General features: G+C 75.0%; 13 protein-coding genes. 9 read left to right on the top strand and 4 right to left on the bottom strand.

Annotated elements, in window-relative coordinates:
- Positions 1–53: 53 nt before the first annotated feature.
- From CELF_RS11685 to CELF_RS11670, 4 genes are read left to right on the top strand one after another with little or no spacing between them, the layout of a single operon-like run.
- Positions 54–1,682, top strand: coding sequence for an ABC transporter permease subunit (locus CELF_RS11685; protein ID WP_013771466.1), 1,629 nt, complete (start codon positions 54–56; stop codon positions 1,680–1,682).
- Position 1,683: 1 nt separating this feature from the next.
- On the top strand, positions 1,684–2,607 hold the full coding sequence (locus CELF_RS11680) for a sugar ABC transporter permease (RefSeq protein ID WP_013771465.1): 924 nt from the start codon (positions 1,684–1,686) through the stop codon (positions 2,605–2,607).
- Positions 2,604–4,445 (top strand): glycoside hydrolase family 13 protein, encoded by a 1,842-nt coding sequence (locus tag CELF_RS11675; protein WP_013771464.1) that lies wholly within the window; start codon positions 2,604–2,606, stop codon positions 4,443–4,445. Before CELF_RS11680 ends, CELF_RS11675 begins: the two co-directional genes overlap by 4 nt.
- The gene (locus CELF_RS11670) at positions 4,442–5,233 is read left to right on the top strand and encodes an AAC(3) family N-acetyltransferase (RefSeq protein ID WP_013771463.1); all 792 of its coding nucleotides are present in this window, start codon (positions 4,442–4,444) and stop codon (positions 5,231–5,233) included. The genes CELF_RS11675 and CELF_RS11670 overlap by 4 nt, the downstream gene beginning before the upstream one ends.
- A 45-nt stretch (positions 5,234–5,278) precedes the next feature.
- On the opposite strand, the gene CELF_RS11665 is transcribed toward CELF_RS11670, so the two are convergent.
- Both CELF_RS11665 and CELF_RS11660 read right to left on the bottom strand, forming a co-directional pair.
- A complete protein-coding gene (locus CELF_RS11665) occupies positions 5,279–6,352 on the bottom strand; it encodes an amidoligase family protein (RefSeq protein ID WP_013771462.1) in 1,074 nt (357 codons plus the stop codon).
- Between the two features lie 32 nt (positions 6,353–6,384).
- Positions 6,385–7,011, bottom strand: a complete 627-nt coding sequence (locus tag CELF_RS11660; protein WP_013771461.1) for a hypothetical protein — start codon at positions 7,009–7,011, stop codon at positions 6,385–6,387.
- A 144-nt stretch (positions 7,012–7,155) separates the two neighbouring features.
- On the opposite strand from CELF_RS11660, the gene CELF_RS11655 reads away from it, so the two are divergent.
- On the top strand, positions 7,156–8,439 hold the full coding sequence (locus tag CELF_RS11655; protein ID WP_013771460.1) for a deoxyguanosinetriphosphate triphosphohydrolase: 1,284 nt from the start codon (positions 7,156–7,158) through the stop codon (positions 8,437–8,439).
- Positions 8,440–8,456: 17 nt separating this feature from the next.
- Here the strand turns inward: CELF_RS11655 and CELF_RS20460 are convergent, their stop codons facing one another.
- Positions 8,457–8,912 (bottom strand): VOC family protein, encoded by a 456-nt coding sequence (locus CELF_RS20460; protein WP_013771459.1) that lies wholly within the window; start codon positions 8,910–8,912, stop codon positions 8,457–8,459.
- Between the two features lie 78 nt (positions 8,913–8,990).
- On the opposite strand from CELF_RS20460, the gene CELF_RS11645 reads away from it, so the two are divergent.
- Genes CELF_RS11645 through CELF_RS11635 form a run of 3 tightly spaced genes read left to right on the top strand, consistent with a single transcriptional unit; the run spans position 8,991 to position 12,923 of the window.
- Complete coding sequence (locus tag CELF_RS11645; protein WP_013771458.1) at positions 8,991–9,869, top strand: AraC family transcriptional regulator; 879 nt, start codon at positions 8,991–8,993, stop codon at positions 9,867–9,869.
- A 9-nt stretch (positions 9,870–9,878) separates the two neighbouring features.
- Entirely contained in the window at positions 9,879–11,897 is a 2,019-nt protein-coding gene (dnaG, locus tag CELF_RS11640) for a DNA primase (RefSeq protein WP_013771457.1), read from the top strand.
- 45 nt (positions 11,898–11,942) lie between these two features.
- Positions 11,943–12,923: a diacylglycerol/lipid kinase family protein gene (locus CELF_RS11635; RefSeq protein WP_013771456.1), complete on the top strand. Its 981-nt coding sequence runs from the start codon at positions 11,943–11,945 to the stop codon at positions 12,921–12,923.
- A 6-nt stretch (positions 12,924–12,929) separates the two neighbouring features.
- Here the strand turns inward: CELF_RS11635 and CELF_RS11630 are convergent, their stop codons facing one another.
- Complete coding sequence (locus CELF_RS11630; protein WP_013771455.1) at positions 12,930–13,727, bottom strand: transglutaminase-like domain-containing protein; 798 nt, start codon at positions 13,725–13,727, stop codon at positions 12,930–12,932.
- A 171-nt stretch (positions 13,728–13,898) separates the two neighbouring features.
- Between CELF_RS11630 and CELF_RS11625 the strand changes: the two genes are divergently transcribed.
- Complete coding sequence (locus tag CELF_RS11625; RefSeq protein WP_013771454.1) at positions 13,899–14,492, top strand: metallophosphoesterase family protein; 594 nt, start codon at positions 13,899–13,901, stop codon at positions 14,490–14,492.
- The last annotated feature ends 4 nt before the right edge of the window (positions 14,493–14,496 follow it).

Here is a 14,496-nt window from a genome sequence, read left to right as displayed (position 1 = left end):
CCACGCCGCGCGCCGACCCCCGCCGATCACCGCCGATCCCCGGAGCCCTCCTCATGACGGACACGTCGACCCGCCCTGCCCGCACGGACTCGCCCGCCCCACCTCCCGGCCCTCCCGGCCGCGCGACCGGCGGGTCGTGGTGGAGCAGGCAGGAGATGACCCGCGGGTTCTGGGTGAAGCTCGTGCTGGTCGCCCTCGTCGACGCGCTCGGCGTCTACGGGGTCCTCGCCGCCGCAGCCCTCGCGCAGTGGGGGATCGTCGCGTTCCTCGCCGTGGCGCTCGTGGTCGTCAACGTCGTGTACTTCTCGAAGCGCATGATGCCGGCCAAGTACCTCGTGCCCGGCCTGCTCTTCCTGCTCGTCTACCAGGTCTTCGTCGTCCTCTACACCGGCTGGACGGCGTTCACGAACTACGGCGACGGGCACAACTCCACCCAGGCGGACGCCGTCGAGGCGATCCTCGTGCAGAACGAGACGCGCCTGCCCGACTCGCCGAGCTACCCGCTCACCGTGATCCTGTCCGGCGACGAGCTGGGCTTCGCGGTCGTCGACACCGAGGGCGAGGCCCAGGTCGGCACGGCCGACGAGCCGCTGCACCGCACCGACGACGCGACCGTCGAGGGCGGGCGCGTGACCGCGGTCGAGGGCTGGGAGACGCTGCAGTTCGCCCAGGTGCTCGAGCGGCAGGACGAGGTCTTCGCGCTGCGCGTCCCGTTCTCCGACGACCCCAACGACGGCAGCGTCCGCACCCCCGACGGCTCCACGGGCTACGTCTACGTCTCGACCATGGAGTGGGACGAGGCCGCCGGCACCATCACGAACACCGCCACCGGCGACGTCTACACCGCCGACCAGGAGGTCGGGTCGTTCGTGTCCGAGGACGGCACGGAGCTGGGCACCGGCTGGAAGGTCTTCGTCGGTCTCGACAACTTCACGCGCGTCTTCTCCGACTCCACGCTCGCCGGGCCGTTCGTCGGGGTGCTGCTGTGGACGTTCGCGTTCGCGATCCTCTCGGTCGCCACGACGTTCGGCCTCGGGCTGTTCATGGCGATCGTGCTCAACCACCCGAAGGTGCGCGGGCGCAAGGTGTACCGGTCGCTGCTGATCGTGCCCTACGCCTTCCCGGCGTTCCTCACCGCGCTCGTGTGGCAGGGGATGCTCAACCGCGACTTCGGGTTCGTCAACGCGACGCTGCTCGGCGGCGCGAGCATCCCGTGGCTCACCGACCCGTGGCTCGCGAAGATCGCGGTGCTCGTGGTCAACCTGTGGCTGGGGTTCCCCTACATGTTCCTCATCTGCACCGGCGCCCTGCAGTCCATCCCGCAGGAGATCTACGAGGCCGGGAAGATCGACGGCGCCAAGCCGTGGCGGATGTTCCGCTCGCTGACGATGCCGCTGCTGCTCGTGTCGACCGCGCCGCTGCTCATCTCGTCGTTCGCGTTCAACTTCAACAACTTCAACGTCGTCTACCTGCTCACCGAGGGGGGTCCCGACGACCTGTCGGCCCCGGTCGACGTCGGCGCGACCGACATCCTCATCACATTCGTCTACCGGCTCGCGTTCGGCGGCGTGAACCGCCAGTACGGCCTGGCGTGCGCGGTGTCGATCCTCATCTTCCTCATCGTCGCCTCGATCTCGGCGGCCACCTTCCGCAAGACGCGCGCACTCGAGGACCTGATCTGACATGGCTGCGACGACCCTGCCCCCCACGTCCACCGACGCGACCGTCCCGGTGCAGCGCGACACGACGCCGAAGGGCCTGCGCTGGTGGCGCGAGCTCGGCTGGCGGCACGTGGTGACGGTCGCCGTCCTGGCGTTCGCGTTCGTGCCGATCCTCTACGTCGTGTCCTCGTCGCTGAACCCGACGGGCTCGCTGACGGGCTCGAACCGCCTGTTCTCCAGCATCTCGTTCGACAACTACGTCGAGCTGCTCACCGACCCGGTGCACCCGTACGCGCGCTGGTTCGTCAACACGATCGTCATCGCGACCACGACGTCGGTCGGGACGGTCCTGCTCGGCGCGGCCGCCGCGTACGCGTTCTCGCGGTTCCGGTTCGCCGGCCGCCGGGGCGGGCTGCTGTCCCTGCTGCTCGTGCAGATGTTCCCGCAGGTGCTCGCGTACGTCGCGATCTTCCTGCTGCTCGTGACGCTGCGCGACGTGTTCCCGGCGATCGGCCTCGGCTCGCAGCTCGGGCTGATCCTCGTGTACCTCGGCGGCGCGCTCGGCGTGAACACGTACCTCATGTACGGCTTCTTCAACACCGTCCCGAAGGAGCTCGACGAGGCCGCCAAGATCGACGGCGCGAGCCACGCGCAGATCTTCTTCGGCATCATCCTGCGCCTCGTGGCGCCGATCCTCGCGGTCGTCGGCCTGCTGTCGTTCGTCGGGGTGTTCTCCGACTTCCTCATCGCCTCGATCGTGCTCGTCGACCCCGACGCGCAGACGCTGCCCGTCGGCCTCTACCAGTACGTGAGCCAGCGGTTCTCCGAGTACTGGGGCGTGTTCGCGGCCGGCGCCGTGCTCGCCGCGATCCCCGTCGTGCTCCTGTTCCAGTTCCTGCAGCGCTACATCGTCTCCGGCCTGACCACGGGCGCGGTGAAGGGATGACCGTGAACCACCTGCTCGACCAGCCTCACCACGACGGCTCCGAGCTCTACGTCCCGCAGGGCACCCCGGACCTCGGCGACGTCGTGCCCGTCCGCTTCCGGGTGCCGGCCTCCGGCACGGAGCGCGCGCTGTGGGTGCGCACCGTCCGCGACGCCGAGCCGCGCATGGTGCAGGCGCGGCTGGAGCGCGCCGACGAGCACGAGCGCTGGTACGTCGCGGACGTCCCCGTGCACAACCCCGTGACGAGCTACCGCGCGCTGCTCGACGAGCCCGGCGGCTACCGCTGGCTCAACGGCCGCGGGCTGTTCTCCCGGGACGTGCCCGACGCGGCCGACTTCCGGCTCACGGTGCACGAGCCGGCGCCCGCGTGGACGGCGTCGGCGGTCGTCTACCAGATCTTCCCCGACCGGTTCGCGCGCTCGGGCGTCGAGCGGGCGTTCCCCGAGTGGTCGCAGCCGGCGGACTGGGACGACGAGCCGATCGGCCGGGGGCCGTCGACGCCCGTGCAGCTGTACGGCGGCGACCTGCTGGGCATCGAGCAGCGGCTCGACCACCTCCAGCGGCTCGGCGTGGACACCGTGTACCTCACGCCCGTCTTCCCGTCGCAGTCGAACCACCGCTACGACGCGAGCACGTTCGACCACGTCGACCCGCTGCTCGGCGGGGACGAGGCGCTCGTCTCGCTGCGCCGCGCGCTGCACGGCCGCGGGATGCGCCTCGTGGGCGACTTCACGACCAACCACACGGGCGTCGCGCACGAGTGGTTCGAGCGTGCGCTGCGCGACCGGTCGTCGGAGGAGGCCGAGTTCTACTACTGGGACAAGGAGTCCGACCTCGGCTACGTCGCGTGGCTCGACGTCCCGTCGCTGCCGAAGCTCAACTACGGCGGCTCGGCGCTCGCGCGGCGCATGGTCGACGGCCCCGACTCGGTGATCGGGCGCTGGCTCGCGGAGCCGTTCGCGCTCGACGGCTGGCGGATCGACGTCGCGAACATGACCGGCCGGTACGCGTCCGACGACTTCACGCACCAGGTCGCCCGCACGGTCCGCGCCACCATGACGGCCCTCAACCCCGACGCGGTGCTCGTCTCCGAGCACTTCCACGACGCGGCGGGGGACCTGACCGGCGAGGGCTGGCAGGTCAACATGAACTACTCGGCGTTCACCAAGCCGCTGTGGACGTGGCTCGTCGACCCGGCCACGACGCTCGACTTCCTCGGCGTCCCGACGACGATCCCGCGCCGGGACGGCCGGTCCGTCGTGGAGACCATGCGCGAGTTCGACGCGACCGTGCCGTGGAAGGTCACCGCCCGGCAGTGGAACATGCTCGGCTCGCACGACACCCCGCGGCTGCGGACCGTCGTCGGCGACCCGCGCCTGGTCGAGGTCGCCGCCGGGCTGCTGTTCACCTACCCGGGCACGCCTGCGCTGTTCGCGGGGGACGAGGGTGGCGCGACCGGCACCAACGGCGAGCACGGCCGCGTGCCGATGCCGTGGGACCAGATCGAGGCGGGCGGCGGCCCGCGCTGGGACGCGCGCACGTTCGAGGTCTACCGGTCCCTCGTCGCGCTGCGCCGCTCGTCGCGCGCGCTGCGCGAGGGCGGCCTGCGCTGGGCCGTCGTCGAGGACGACGCGCTCGTCTACCTGCGCGAGACGGCGGACGAGCGCGTGCTCGTCGTCGCCGCGCGCGCGCCGTGGGCGGGTGCGGCCCTGCCGCGCCACCTGCTGTCCGGGGCGCGGGCCGAGCGGCTGCACGGCGTCGGGACGCTCGACGTCGCGACCGACGCGCTGCGCGTCGGCGGCGACGGCCCGGGCGTCAGCGTCTGGCGCCTGGCGTGACCCTCGTCCTGCAGGCCGACCTCGAGCGCGACCTGCGCGGGCTCGGGGTCGCGGCCGGGGGAGTGCTGCTCGTGCACGCGTCGCTGTCGCGGCTCGGCACGGTCGTCGGCGGCGAGCAGGCCGTCGTGCGCGCGCTGCTCGACGTCCTCGGGCCGGACGGCACCCTCGTCATGCCGGCGCAGTCCTGGCAGCTGTGCGACCCGGCGTACCTCGCGGACCCGTCCGTGCCGCCGTCCCGGTACGACGACGTCCGGGCGGCGCTGCCCGCCTACGACCCCGCGTGGACGCCGACGCGCACCATGGGGCTCGTCGCCGAGGCTCTGCGCACCCTGCCCGGCACGGTCCGCTCGGCGCACCCGCACCGCTCGTTCGTCGCGCACGGCCCGCGGGCCGCGGAGGTGCTCGCCCGGCACGACCTCGACGACCCGGTCGGCGAGGGCTCGCCGCTCGCTGCGCTGCACGCCCTCGACGCCCACGTCCTGCTGCTGGGCGTCGGCTACGACAGGTGCACCGCGCTGCACCTCGCCGAGGCCCGGTCGGGGCTCGCGCTGCCGACCGTCCGCAACGGGGCCCCGCTGCTCGTCGACGGCGCCCGGGAGTGGGTGTGGTTCGACGAGCCGGTCGTCGACGACGCCGACTTCGAGGCCGTCGGCGCGGTCGTGTCCGCGTCGGGGCACGAGACCGCGGGGACCGTCGCCGACGCGGCCGCGCGGCTCGTCCCCCTGCGCGCGCTCGTCGACCTCGCCGCCGACTGGTTCCGACGCACGCGAGGAGCGGTGCGCCCCTAGGCGAGCCGCCGTGCGCGGACCGGGGACGCTCGGTGCCGACGGCGCTCAGCGGTGCGGCGCGCCCGCGAGGTCCAGCAGCGCCGACTCCGCCCCGGACGCGACGCCGCGGTCAGGCCGGGGGAGCGGGCGGTCGTCGAGGCAGCGCCGGAGCAGCGCCTCGACGAGCCCGGCGGCGCGCACGATCGCGTCCTCGTCGATCGAGCCGGGCAGCACGCGGACCTCGACCGTGTCGCGCACGGGCCGCTGGGCGACGAGCTGCGTGAGGTTGACGTCGGCGAACTTCGTGAGCCCCGCCCGACGCGCCTCGGCGGCGAGCGCCTCCCAGGTCGGCGGGTCGTCGCCGCGCACCCGGGCCGCGAGGGCGGCCGCCTCGGGCGGGAGCGGGCCGAGGCGACGGCAGGCCGGGTTGGTGCCGAGCGCCGCCCGCAGGGGCTCGCGCCAGTGCGTGAACAGGTCGACGACGTTCGCGAACGCGGTCGGCGTGCGGAACGGCCCCGCGTCGACGTGCACGTGCACGGCCGCCTCGTGCGGGACCGTGAAGCCGAGCTCCCGCGCCGGACCCAGCAGCGCGGCCAGCGCGGCGCGGTGCCCCGTGACGAGCGGCGGCGTCACGACCTCGCACGGGCGCTCGCGCCCCGGCGGCAGCGGCAGCACGACCGCGACCGTCGCCCCGGAGGTGTCGTTCACGCGTGCCGAGCCGGTGCGCACGTCCGCCGTGACCCCGAACAGCGCCGCGACCGGGTCCAGCACGGACGCGAGCGGCGCCGCCGGGTCGACGTGCCGCTCGACGAGCCGCAGCAGCCGGGCGTCGTCGCTCAGCACCCGGTACCAGCCCCGGTGACCCCGCGCGCCCGTGCCGTCGAGGTCCGCGCGGATCGTCACGTCGTCGACGAGCCGGGCGACGGGCGCGCCGGACGCGTCGCGCACGTCGAACGCGGGGGACAGGTGGCGGAACAGGTCGACGCCCGGCACCGGGGAGGGCTCGGAGTCGGTGTGGAACGACCGGTCGACGCGGCCCCCGTGGTCGGCGGCGATCCGCTCGGCCAGCACGAGCCGGTCCGAGCCCGCGGGCGCGAGCAGCTCGACCTCGAACCCGGTGCGCCAGGTCAGCCCGTCCACCTGCGGTCCCTGATCGCGCCGCCGACCCGTGCTCAGGACGCCGGCGTGCCGCTCGGGGGCACCGGAAGCGTCTGGCCCGCGAAGAGCATGCGGCCCGCGGTCACCTTCGCCTCGTAGACGTCGACCTCCCACAGCGCGGCCAGCTTCTCGCCGTCCTCGTGGGTGTAGCCCGCGTCCCAGTACGCGACGTACCCCAGCCTGTCGATCGTCTCGGGGTCGGTGAGGTCGAGGGAGCTGCCGGGAGCGATCGGCACGGGCTGCCCGTCGAGCAGCAGCTGGCCCGCGCGGCCCTTCGCCTCGAGGAGCGGGACGTCCCAGAGCTCGGCGAGGGCGTCGGCGTCCTCCATGACGTACCCGGCGCCCCAGAACGCGTCCGCGCGCTCCTGCGTGTACTCCTCCTCGCCCGGGACCGGGGGCGGCACCGGGGCGTGGTCCTGAGCCGGTGCGGGCGCGGGCGGCTCGTCGGCGACGACCTCGGCGGGCGGGTCGGCGACCACCTCGACGGGCTGGTCGCCGGCGACCACGGCGGTGTCGGGCGCGACGGCCTCCTGCGCGAGGGCGTACGCCGCCCCGGTCGCACCGACCGTGAGGGTCGCGGCGACGACGCCGATCGCCGCGGTCCGGCGGGGGGAACGGGTGGTGCTCGCGAGGGGCTTCATCGGACCTCCGTCACAGCGCGTGGGACGACCACGCCTGCCCGACGCGACCGACGCCGGGGCGCGTCGTCACGCGGTGCGACGTGCGTCACCGCAGGGAGGGGCGGGCCCGGCGCTCGTTACCCTAGACCCGTGACCGCCCCGGAGATGCTCGAGCTCGACGGCTACGTCGACGCCGACCGGGAGCGGTGGGCGCCGGAGGCGCCGAAGTCGCGGGAGCGCACGGCGTTCGAGCGCGACCGGGCCCGGATCGTGCACTCGTCCGCGCTGCGACGCCTGGGCGCCAAGACGCAGGTGCTCGGTCCCTCGTCCGACGACTTCGTGCGCACGCGGCTCACGCACACGCTCGAGGTGGCGCAGGTCGGGCGGGAGATCGGCAAGACCCTCGGCTGCGACCCGGACGTCGTCGACACCGCGTGCCTCGCGCACGACCTGGGCCACCCGCCGTTCGGGCACAACGGCGAGCGCGCGCTCGCGGAGATCGCGCGCGGCATCGGCGGGTTCGAGGGCAACGCGCAGACGCTGCGGCTGCTCACGCGCCTGGAGCCGAAGGTCGTCGCGCCCGACGGGCGGACCGTCGGGCTCAACCTCACGCGCGCGAGCCTCGACGCGTCGGTCAAGTACCCGTGGCGGCACGGGCGCGGCCCGGTGAGCGCCGCGAGCGGCCGTCCCACGCACAAGTTCGGCGTCTACGAGGACGACCTGCCCGTGTTCACGTGGCTGCGCGAGGACGCGCCCGACGGTCGCAAGTGCCTCGAGGCGCAGGTCATGGACCTCGCCGACGACATCTCGTACTCGGTGCACGACGTCGAGGACGCCGTCGTCGGCGGGCGCCTCGACCTCGGGGTGCTGACGCGCCCCGACGAGCGGGCGCGCGTCGTCGAGGCCGTGCAGACCTGGTACGGCGACGCGGTCGACGACGAGGGGCTGCACGAGGCGATGGACCGGCTCGTCGGGGCGCACCTGTGGGACGCGGGCTTCGACGGCTCGCGCGGCGCGCTGGCGATGCTCAAGGACGCGACGAGCCAGCTCATCGGCCGGTTCGCGAAGGCCGCGCAGACGGCGACGCGCGAGGAGTACGGGCCGGGGCCGCTCACCCGCTACGCCGCGAACCTCGTGGTGCCGCTCGACACGACCGCCGAGATCCTCGTGCTCAAGGGGCTCGCCGTCGCCTACGTGATGGCGCCGCGCGAGCTCGAGCCGCTCTACCACCGGCAGCGCGAGATGCTGACGGACCTGGTGCGCGTCATGTCGGAGCGCGCGCCGATCGCGCTCGAGCCGCCGTTCGCGGCCGACTGGCGCGCGGCCGACTGGCGCGCGGCCGACGACGACGCCGCACGCCTGCGGGTCGTCGTCGACCAGGTCGCGTCGCTCACGGACGTGTCCGCGGCGGAGATGCACGCCCGTCTCGTGCACCCGCCGCGGCACTGACGCCTCGACGGGCACCGTCAGGCGGGCGCCTGTGCGGCCGTCCACGCGTCGACGCGCCGCTGCAGCTCCTCGGGCGCGACGTCCTCCAGGTGCTGGTTGAGGAACCAGCGGTGGCCGAACGGGTCGCGCAGCTGGGCGATGCGGCCGCCGTGGAACTCGTCGGTCGGCTCGCTGACCGCGCGCGCTCCGGCCTCGACGGCCCGCGCGAACGCCGCGTCGCAGTCGGCGACCTCCAGGGTGAACGACGCGGGCACGGGCTGCTCGGGGTCGGGCGCGGTCGAGCCCATCTCCGGGAACGGCTCGGCGACGGTGAACGTCGACCCGCCGAGCCGCAGGTCGCTGTGCACGACGATCCCGCCGCTCTCGATCACGCTCACCACCTCGGCGCCCAGGGCGCGCACGTAGAAGTCGATCGCCTCGCGGGCGCCGGACACCGAGAGGTTGGGGTGCAGGGTGCTGTTCGTGCTGGCCACGGTGGCCTCCTTCGTCGGGTGCGGTTCGCCCTCTAGCCTCGTGCGGGGACGGCCGGCGGTCTTGGAGGAATGCGACAGGTGTTCGAACGCGACGCGACGACGGGCACGGGCGGCGTCCTGCGCGGGGCGGGCGCGCCCGCGTTCCGGCTCGAGCGGTACGCGCCCCCGGAGGACCTCGCCGACGTCGTCGAGCGGTTCTGGACGGTGCGGTGGTCGCTGCCGCCCGGCGTGCACGTGACGCAGACCGTCCTGCCGCACGCGTGCGTCAACCTCGTCGCCGAGCCCGGCCTGTTCGCGGCGCACGGCATCCCGTCGGGCCGGTTCGACCGGGAGATCGCGGGCACGGGGGCCGTCGTCGGCACCAAGTTCCGGCCCGGCGGGTTCGACGCGTACGCGCGGCACGTGCTCGGCCGGCGCGCGGCCCGGCTCGGTGCGACCCGTCGCGACGCCGTGATCCCCGCCCGCGACCTGCTGGGCGACGCGGCCGAGGTGGGACCCGCGCTGCTGGCCGCGGTCGGACGCGGCGACGACGCCGCAGCGGTCGCGCAGGTGGTCGACGTGCTGCGCGCCGCGCGTCCTGGGCCGCCGGAGGCCGACCCCGCGCTCGACCAGGTGCACCGGGCGTTCGCCGCGGTCGTCGGCGGGCGGCTCGGGCCGGACGCGCGGGTCGACGACCTCGCCGCGCTCGCAGGGCTGTCGACCCGGACGCTCCAGCGGCTGCTGCGCGAGCGCGTCGGCGTCGGCCCCAAGTGGGTGCTGCAGCGGCACCGCGTGCACCTCGCCGCCGAGCTCATCGCGCAGGCGCCCGACGGGGACCTCGCACAGGTCGCGGCGCGCGCCGGCTACTACGACCAGTCGCACCTCACGACGGACTTCGCGGCCCTCGCCGGGATCACGCCCGGCGCCTACGCCCGGCGCTGCGCCGACGCGCTCCAGGGGGCCGCGCGCGACGCCTAGACTCGCCGCGTGGCGGGACGCATCCGACGGGAGGACGTGGAGGCGGTCCGCGAGCGCGCGCGCATCGAGGAGATCGTCGGCGCCCACGTGAGCCTGCGTCCCGCGGGTGTCGGCTCGATGAAGGGCCTGTGCCCGTTCCACGACGAGCGCTCCCCGTCGTTCCACGTCCGTCCGCAGGTCGGCCGCTACCACTGCTTCGGCTGCGGCGAGGGCGGCGACGTCATCGCGTTCGTCATGAAGGTCGACGGGCTCGCGTTCGCGGAGGCGGTCGAGTACCTCGCGGGGCGCGTCGGCATCCAGCTGCGCTACGAGGAGGGCGGTGCGCCGCGACCCGGCGACGAGCCCGGCCGCCGGCGCCGGCTCCTGGACGCGCACAAGGTCGCCGAGGAGTTCTACCGCGAGCAGCTCACGACTCCCGGCGCGGCGGCGGGCCGGGCGTTCCTCGCCGAGCGCGGGTTCGACCGGTCCGCGGCAGAGACGTTCGGTGTCGGGTTCGCGCCGCAGGGCTGGGACGGGCTGCTGCGCCACCTGCGCGGGCGTGGCTTCACCGAGGCGGAGCTCGTCGCGTCGGGACTCGTGAGCCAGGGGCAGCGCGGCGTGTACGACCGGTTCCGCGGGCGGCTCGTGTGGCCCATCCGGGAGGTCACGGGGGAGACGGTCGGCTTCGGCGCGCGCCGGCTGTTCGACGAGGACCAGGGGCCCAAGTACCTCAACACCCCCGAGACGCCGCTCTACCGCAAGTCGCAGGTGCTGTACGGCATCGACCTCGCGAAGCGGGACATGCAGCGCGAGAAGCGCGTCGTCGTCGTCGAGGGCTACACCGACGTCATGGCGATGCACCTGTCGGGCGTCGGCACCGCCGTCGCGACGTGCGGCACCGCGTTCGGCTCCGACCACGCGCGCATCGTGCGGCGCCTCGTGGGCGACTCCGGGTCGACGGGCGGCGTGCAGCTCGCCTCGGGGGCCTCGGTGGGCGGCGAGATCATCTTCACGTTCGACGGCGACGCCGCCGGCCAGAAGGCCGCGCTGCGGGCGTTCGGCGAGGACCAGTCGTTCTCCGCGCAGACGTTCGTCGCCGTGGAGCGCTCCGGTCTGGACCCGTGCGAGCTGCGGCAGGCCAAGGGGCCCGACGCGGTCCGGGCGCTCGTCGCCGGCCGGCAGCCGCTGTACGAGTTCGTCATCCGATCGACGCTCGAGTCGTACGACCTGCGCACCGCCGAGGGGCGGGTCGGTGCCCTGCGCGCCGCGGCGCCCGTCGTCGCGGGGATCCGGGACGCCGCGCTGCGGCCCGAGTACACGCGCCTGCTCGCGGGGTGGCTTGGGATCGACGACCAGGACGCGGTGCGGCGCGCGGTCGCCGGCGCGCGGTCCACCGGGCGCCCCGGCGGCGGGCGCGACGAGGGCCGGCCCGACGAGCGGCGGGGGCGGCCCGACGACCGACGCGGCGGCCGTGCCGACGGGCGCCCCGACGACCGCGGGGCGGCGCGCGGGGGGCCCGACGTCGTCCACGTGCCGGTCGCGCGCATGCCCGTGCCGGACCGGCGCGACCCCGTGGCCCAGGTCGAGCGCACCGCGCTCGAGGTCGTCCTGCAGCTCCCCGAGCACGTCCCGGACCACTTCGACGACCTCGCCGCGGACGCGTTCGCCGCGCCCGCGTACCGGGCGGTGCACGAGGCGGTCCGTGCCGCGGGCGGCGTCGCGGCCGCGCGGGCCGCGGTGCAGGCGGCCCCGGGCGCATCGACGGCGTGGGTCGACGCGGTCGTCGAGCAGGCCGCCGAGCCGGTGCGCGCGCTCGTCACGGAGCTCGCGGTCGCGCCGCTGCCCGAGGACCGGCCGGAGTCGCTTCCGGGCTACGTGCGCGACGTCGTGCTGCGGCTCGTCGAGATCGGCTACACCCGCCACATCGCGGACCTGCGCGGGCGCCTGCAGCGCATGGACCCCGGCGCGGACGCCGCCGGCTACCAGGCGGCGTTCGCCGAGCTCGTCGCTCTCGAGGGCCGCCGCCGCACCCTGCGCGAGAGCGCCTGAGCCGTCCGCCGCGCGCTGCGGCACGCCACCCAGCACAATCGCGGGGTGACCGGAACCGCGACCCCCACCGAGCCCGCGCCCCAGCAGCGGCACGGCGACGACCCGCTGCGCACGGCGGTCGTCGTCAACCCGAACCGGGTGGAGGGCACCGAGGAGCTGCGCGCCCAGATCACCGAGCAGCTCGCCGCGGCGGGCTGGCCCGCCCCCGCGTGGCTCGAGACGACCGCCGACGACCCGGGCACCGGGCAGGCCCGGCAGGCCGTCGAGGACGGGGTCGACGTCGTGCTCGTGTGCGGCGGGGACGGGACGGTGCGCGCCGTCGTCGAGGGGCTCGTCGGCACGGACACCGCGCTCGCCGTGCTGCCGGGCGGGACCGGCAACCTGCTCGCCGCCAACCTCGACGTTCCGACGAACGTGCCCGACGGTGTCGACACCGTGCTGCAGCGCGGGCGCCGGCAGATCGACGTCGGGCGCGCCGACGGTCAGGTCTTCGCCGTCATGGCCGGCATGGGGCTCGACGCGGCCACCATGGACGACGCCCCGACGAAGCTCAAGAACCGCGCGGGCTCGATCGCCTACGTGTTCTCGGCCCTCAAGCACCTCGCGGACGACGAGATGCGCGTCGAGGTCGTCGTCGACGGCGGGCCGCCGCTGCGCCGGCACGCGCGCTCGGTGCTCATCGGCAACGTCGGCCGGCTGCAGGGTGGTGTCACGCTGCTGCCGGACGCGCAGCCGGACACGGGTGTCATGGAGGTCGCGATCATCGCGCCCCGCAACGTCGGGCACTGGCTGCAGCTGCTCGTCGGCATCGCGCTGCGCCGTTCCCGCGTGCCGCGTCGCGAGATGCTGCGCGGCGCGCACGTGGTGGTCCGCTGCGACCGCCCGCAGCCGCGCCAGCTGGACGGGGACGTCCTCGAGCCGGGGCGCACGCTGGAGGTGAAGGTCGAGCCGTCGAGCCTGTGGGTGTGCGTGCACCAGCCCGACTCCTCGCCGGACCTCGCCGAGGGCGGGCCCAGCAACCTGTGACGGCGCTCAGCGCAGGGTGACCAGCCCGGCGCCGTCGTCGACGGGGAGCGTCCCGTCGACCGTGGCCGTCACCGTCATGGCGCGCAGCGTGAGCGAGCCGCCGTAGTACGACAGGAACGCGGTGTCCGTGGCGTCGCGCCCGGTCGCGATCCGCACGAGCGACTCGCGCGGCGCGAGCCGCGTCGCGTCCACCACGTGCCACGCGCCGTCGACGAACGCCTCGGCGACGGCGTGGAAGTCCATGGGCTTGAGCCCCGGCGCGTAGACGGACACGAGCCGCGCGGGGACGTCCTTGGCCCGCAGCAGGGCGACGACCAGGTGCGCGAAGTCGCGGCACACGCCGCGCCGCTTGAGCAGCGTGTCCGTCGCGCCGTCCGTCGGCAGGCTGGAGCCCGACAGGTACGTGACGTGCCCGGTCACCCAGGTGGCGACGGCGTCGAGCAGCTCGGGCCCGTCGAGCCCGCGGAACTGGTCGCGTGCGAACGCGAGCAGCCGGTCGGACTCGGCGTACCGGCTCGGCCGGCGGTACTCGACGAGGTCGAGGTCGTCGACGGGCGGTGCGTCGGCCTGACCGCGCACGGTCGCGGTGTAGTCGACGACCAGCCGGCCGGCGGGGGCGAGCACGCGGTGGGTGCGCGCGCCGTGCGGCCCCTTGATCTCGACGACGTCCAGGGGGCCGTCCTCGTGGCGGACCGACAGGAGCTCGGAACGGTCCCATGCGGCGTCCGCGACGGTCACGGCGAGCAGCAGCTCGAGCGGCTGACGCACGTCGATCGACAGGTGGGAGGTGACAGTGCGCAGCACGACCGCACGGGTCCTTTCCCGGCACTCTGCGGCCGGAACATCGAGGGGGCGACGCAAGTGTGAGGCTCGCGCGGCGTCCCGTCCAGCGGTCGCCGAGCCGGTGCCGTCGGTGCAGGTCGCGGGCGTGCGACCGGGCGCGACGCGGGGGTCCGGCGGGCGCAGACTGGGTCCGTGGAGCCTCCCCTGACCGACGGGCCCGTACGCGTCGTCGCGACGGCCGACACGCACGTGCCCGCCCGGGCCCGGGACCTGCCGGACGCCCTGTGGGACGCGGTCGACGACGCGGACCTCGTGCTGCACGCGGGGGACTGGGTGGCGGCCTCGCTCGTCGACCGGCTCGCCGGACGTGCGCGGCGCCTGCTCGCCTGCCACGGCAACAACGACGGGCCCGACGTCCGCGCGCGGGTCCCGCTGCTCGCCACCGCGCAGGTCGGGGGCGTCCGGCTCGGCGTCGTGCACGAGACCGGCGCGGCGGCGGGCCGCGAGCGGCGCTGCGACGCGGACCACCCCGGCCTCGACGTCCTCGTCTTCGGGCACTCGCACATCCCGTGGGACACCACGACCCCGCGTGGCCTGCGGCTGCTCAACCCGGGGTCGCCCACCGACCGGCGCCGGCAGCCCACCGGGACGTTCCTCACGTTCACCCTGGCCGACGGCGGCGTGCACGACCTCGTCCTGCACCGCGTCCCGCCGCGCACCGCACGGCCCGCCGCACGACCCGCCGCAGCACCGGCTGCACCACCCGCCGCGCCGCGCAGCGGCTGACGCG

Origin of the sequence: Cellulomonas fimi ATCC 484 (assembly GCF_000212695.1) — a bacterium.
Lineage (GTDB): Bacteria > Actinomycetota > Actinomycetes > Actinomycetales > Cellulomonadaceae > Cellulomonas > Cellulomonas fimi.
The sequence above is the reverse complement of the archived record's forward strand: the minus strand, read 5'-3'. Positions and strand labels throughout refer to the sequence as shown.

Bases quoted from the DNA above. Each gene is read 5' to 3' on its own strand.
- CELF_RS11685 (WP_013771466.1), top strand. From the start codon at position 54: ATGACGGACACGTCGACCCGCCCTGCCCGCACGGACTCGCCCGCCCCA.
- CELF_RS11680 (WP_013771465.1), top strand. From the start codon at position 1,684: ATGGCTGCGACGACCCTGCCCCCCACGTCCACCGACGCGACCGTCCCG.
- CELF_RS11675 (WP_013771464.1), top strand. From the start codon at position 2,604: ATGACCGTGAACCACCTGCTCGACCAGCCTCACCACGACGGCTCCGAG.
- CELF_RS11660 (WP_013771461.1), bottom strand. From the start codon at position 7,011: ATGAAGCCCCTCGCGAGCACCACCCGTTCCCCCCGCCGGACCGCGGCG.
- CELF_RS11655 (WP_013771460.1), top strand. From the start codon at position 7,156: ATGCTCGAGCTCGACGGCTACGTCGACGCCGACCGGGAGCGGTGGGCG.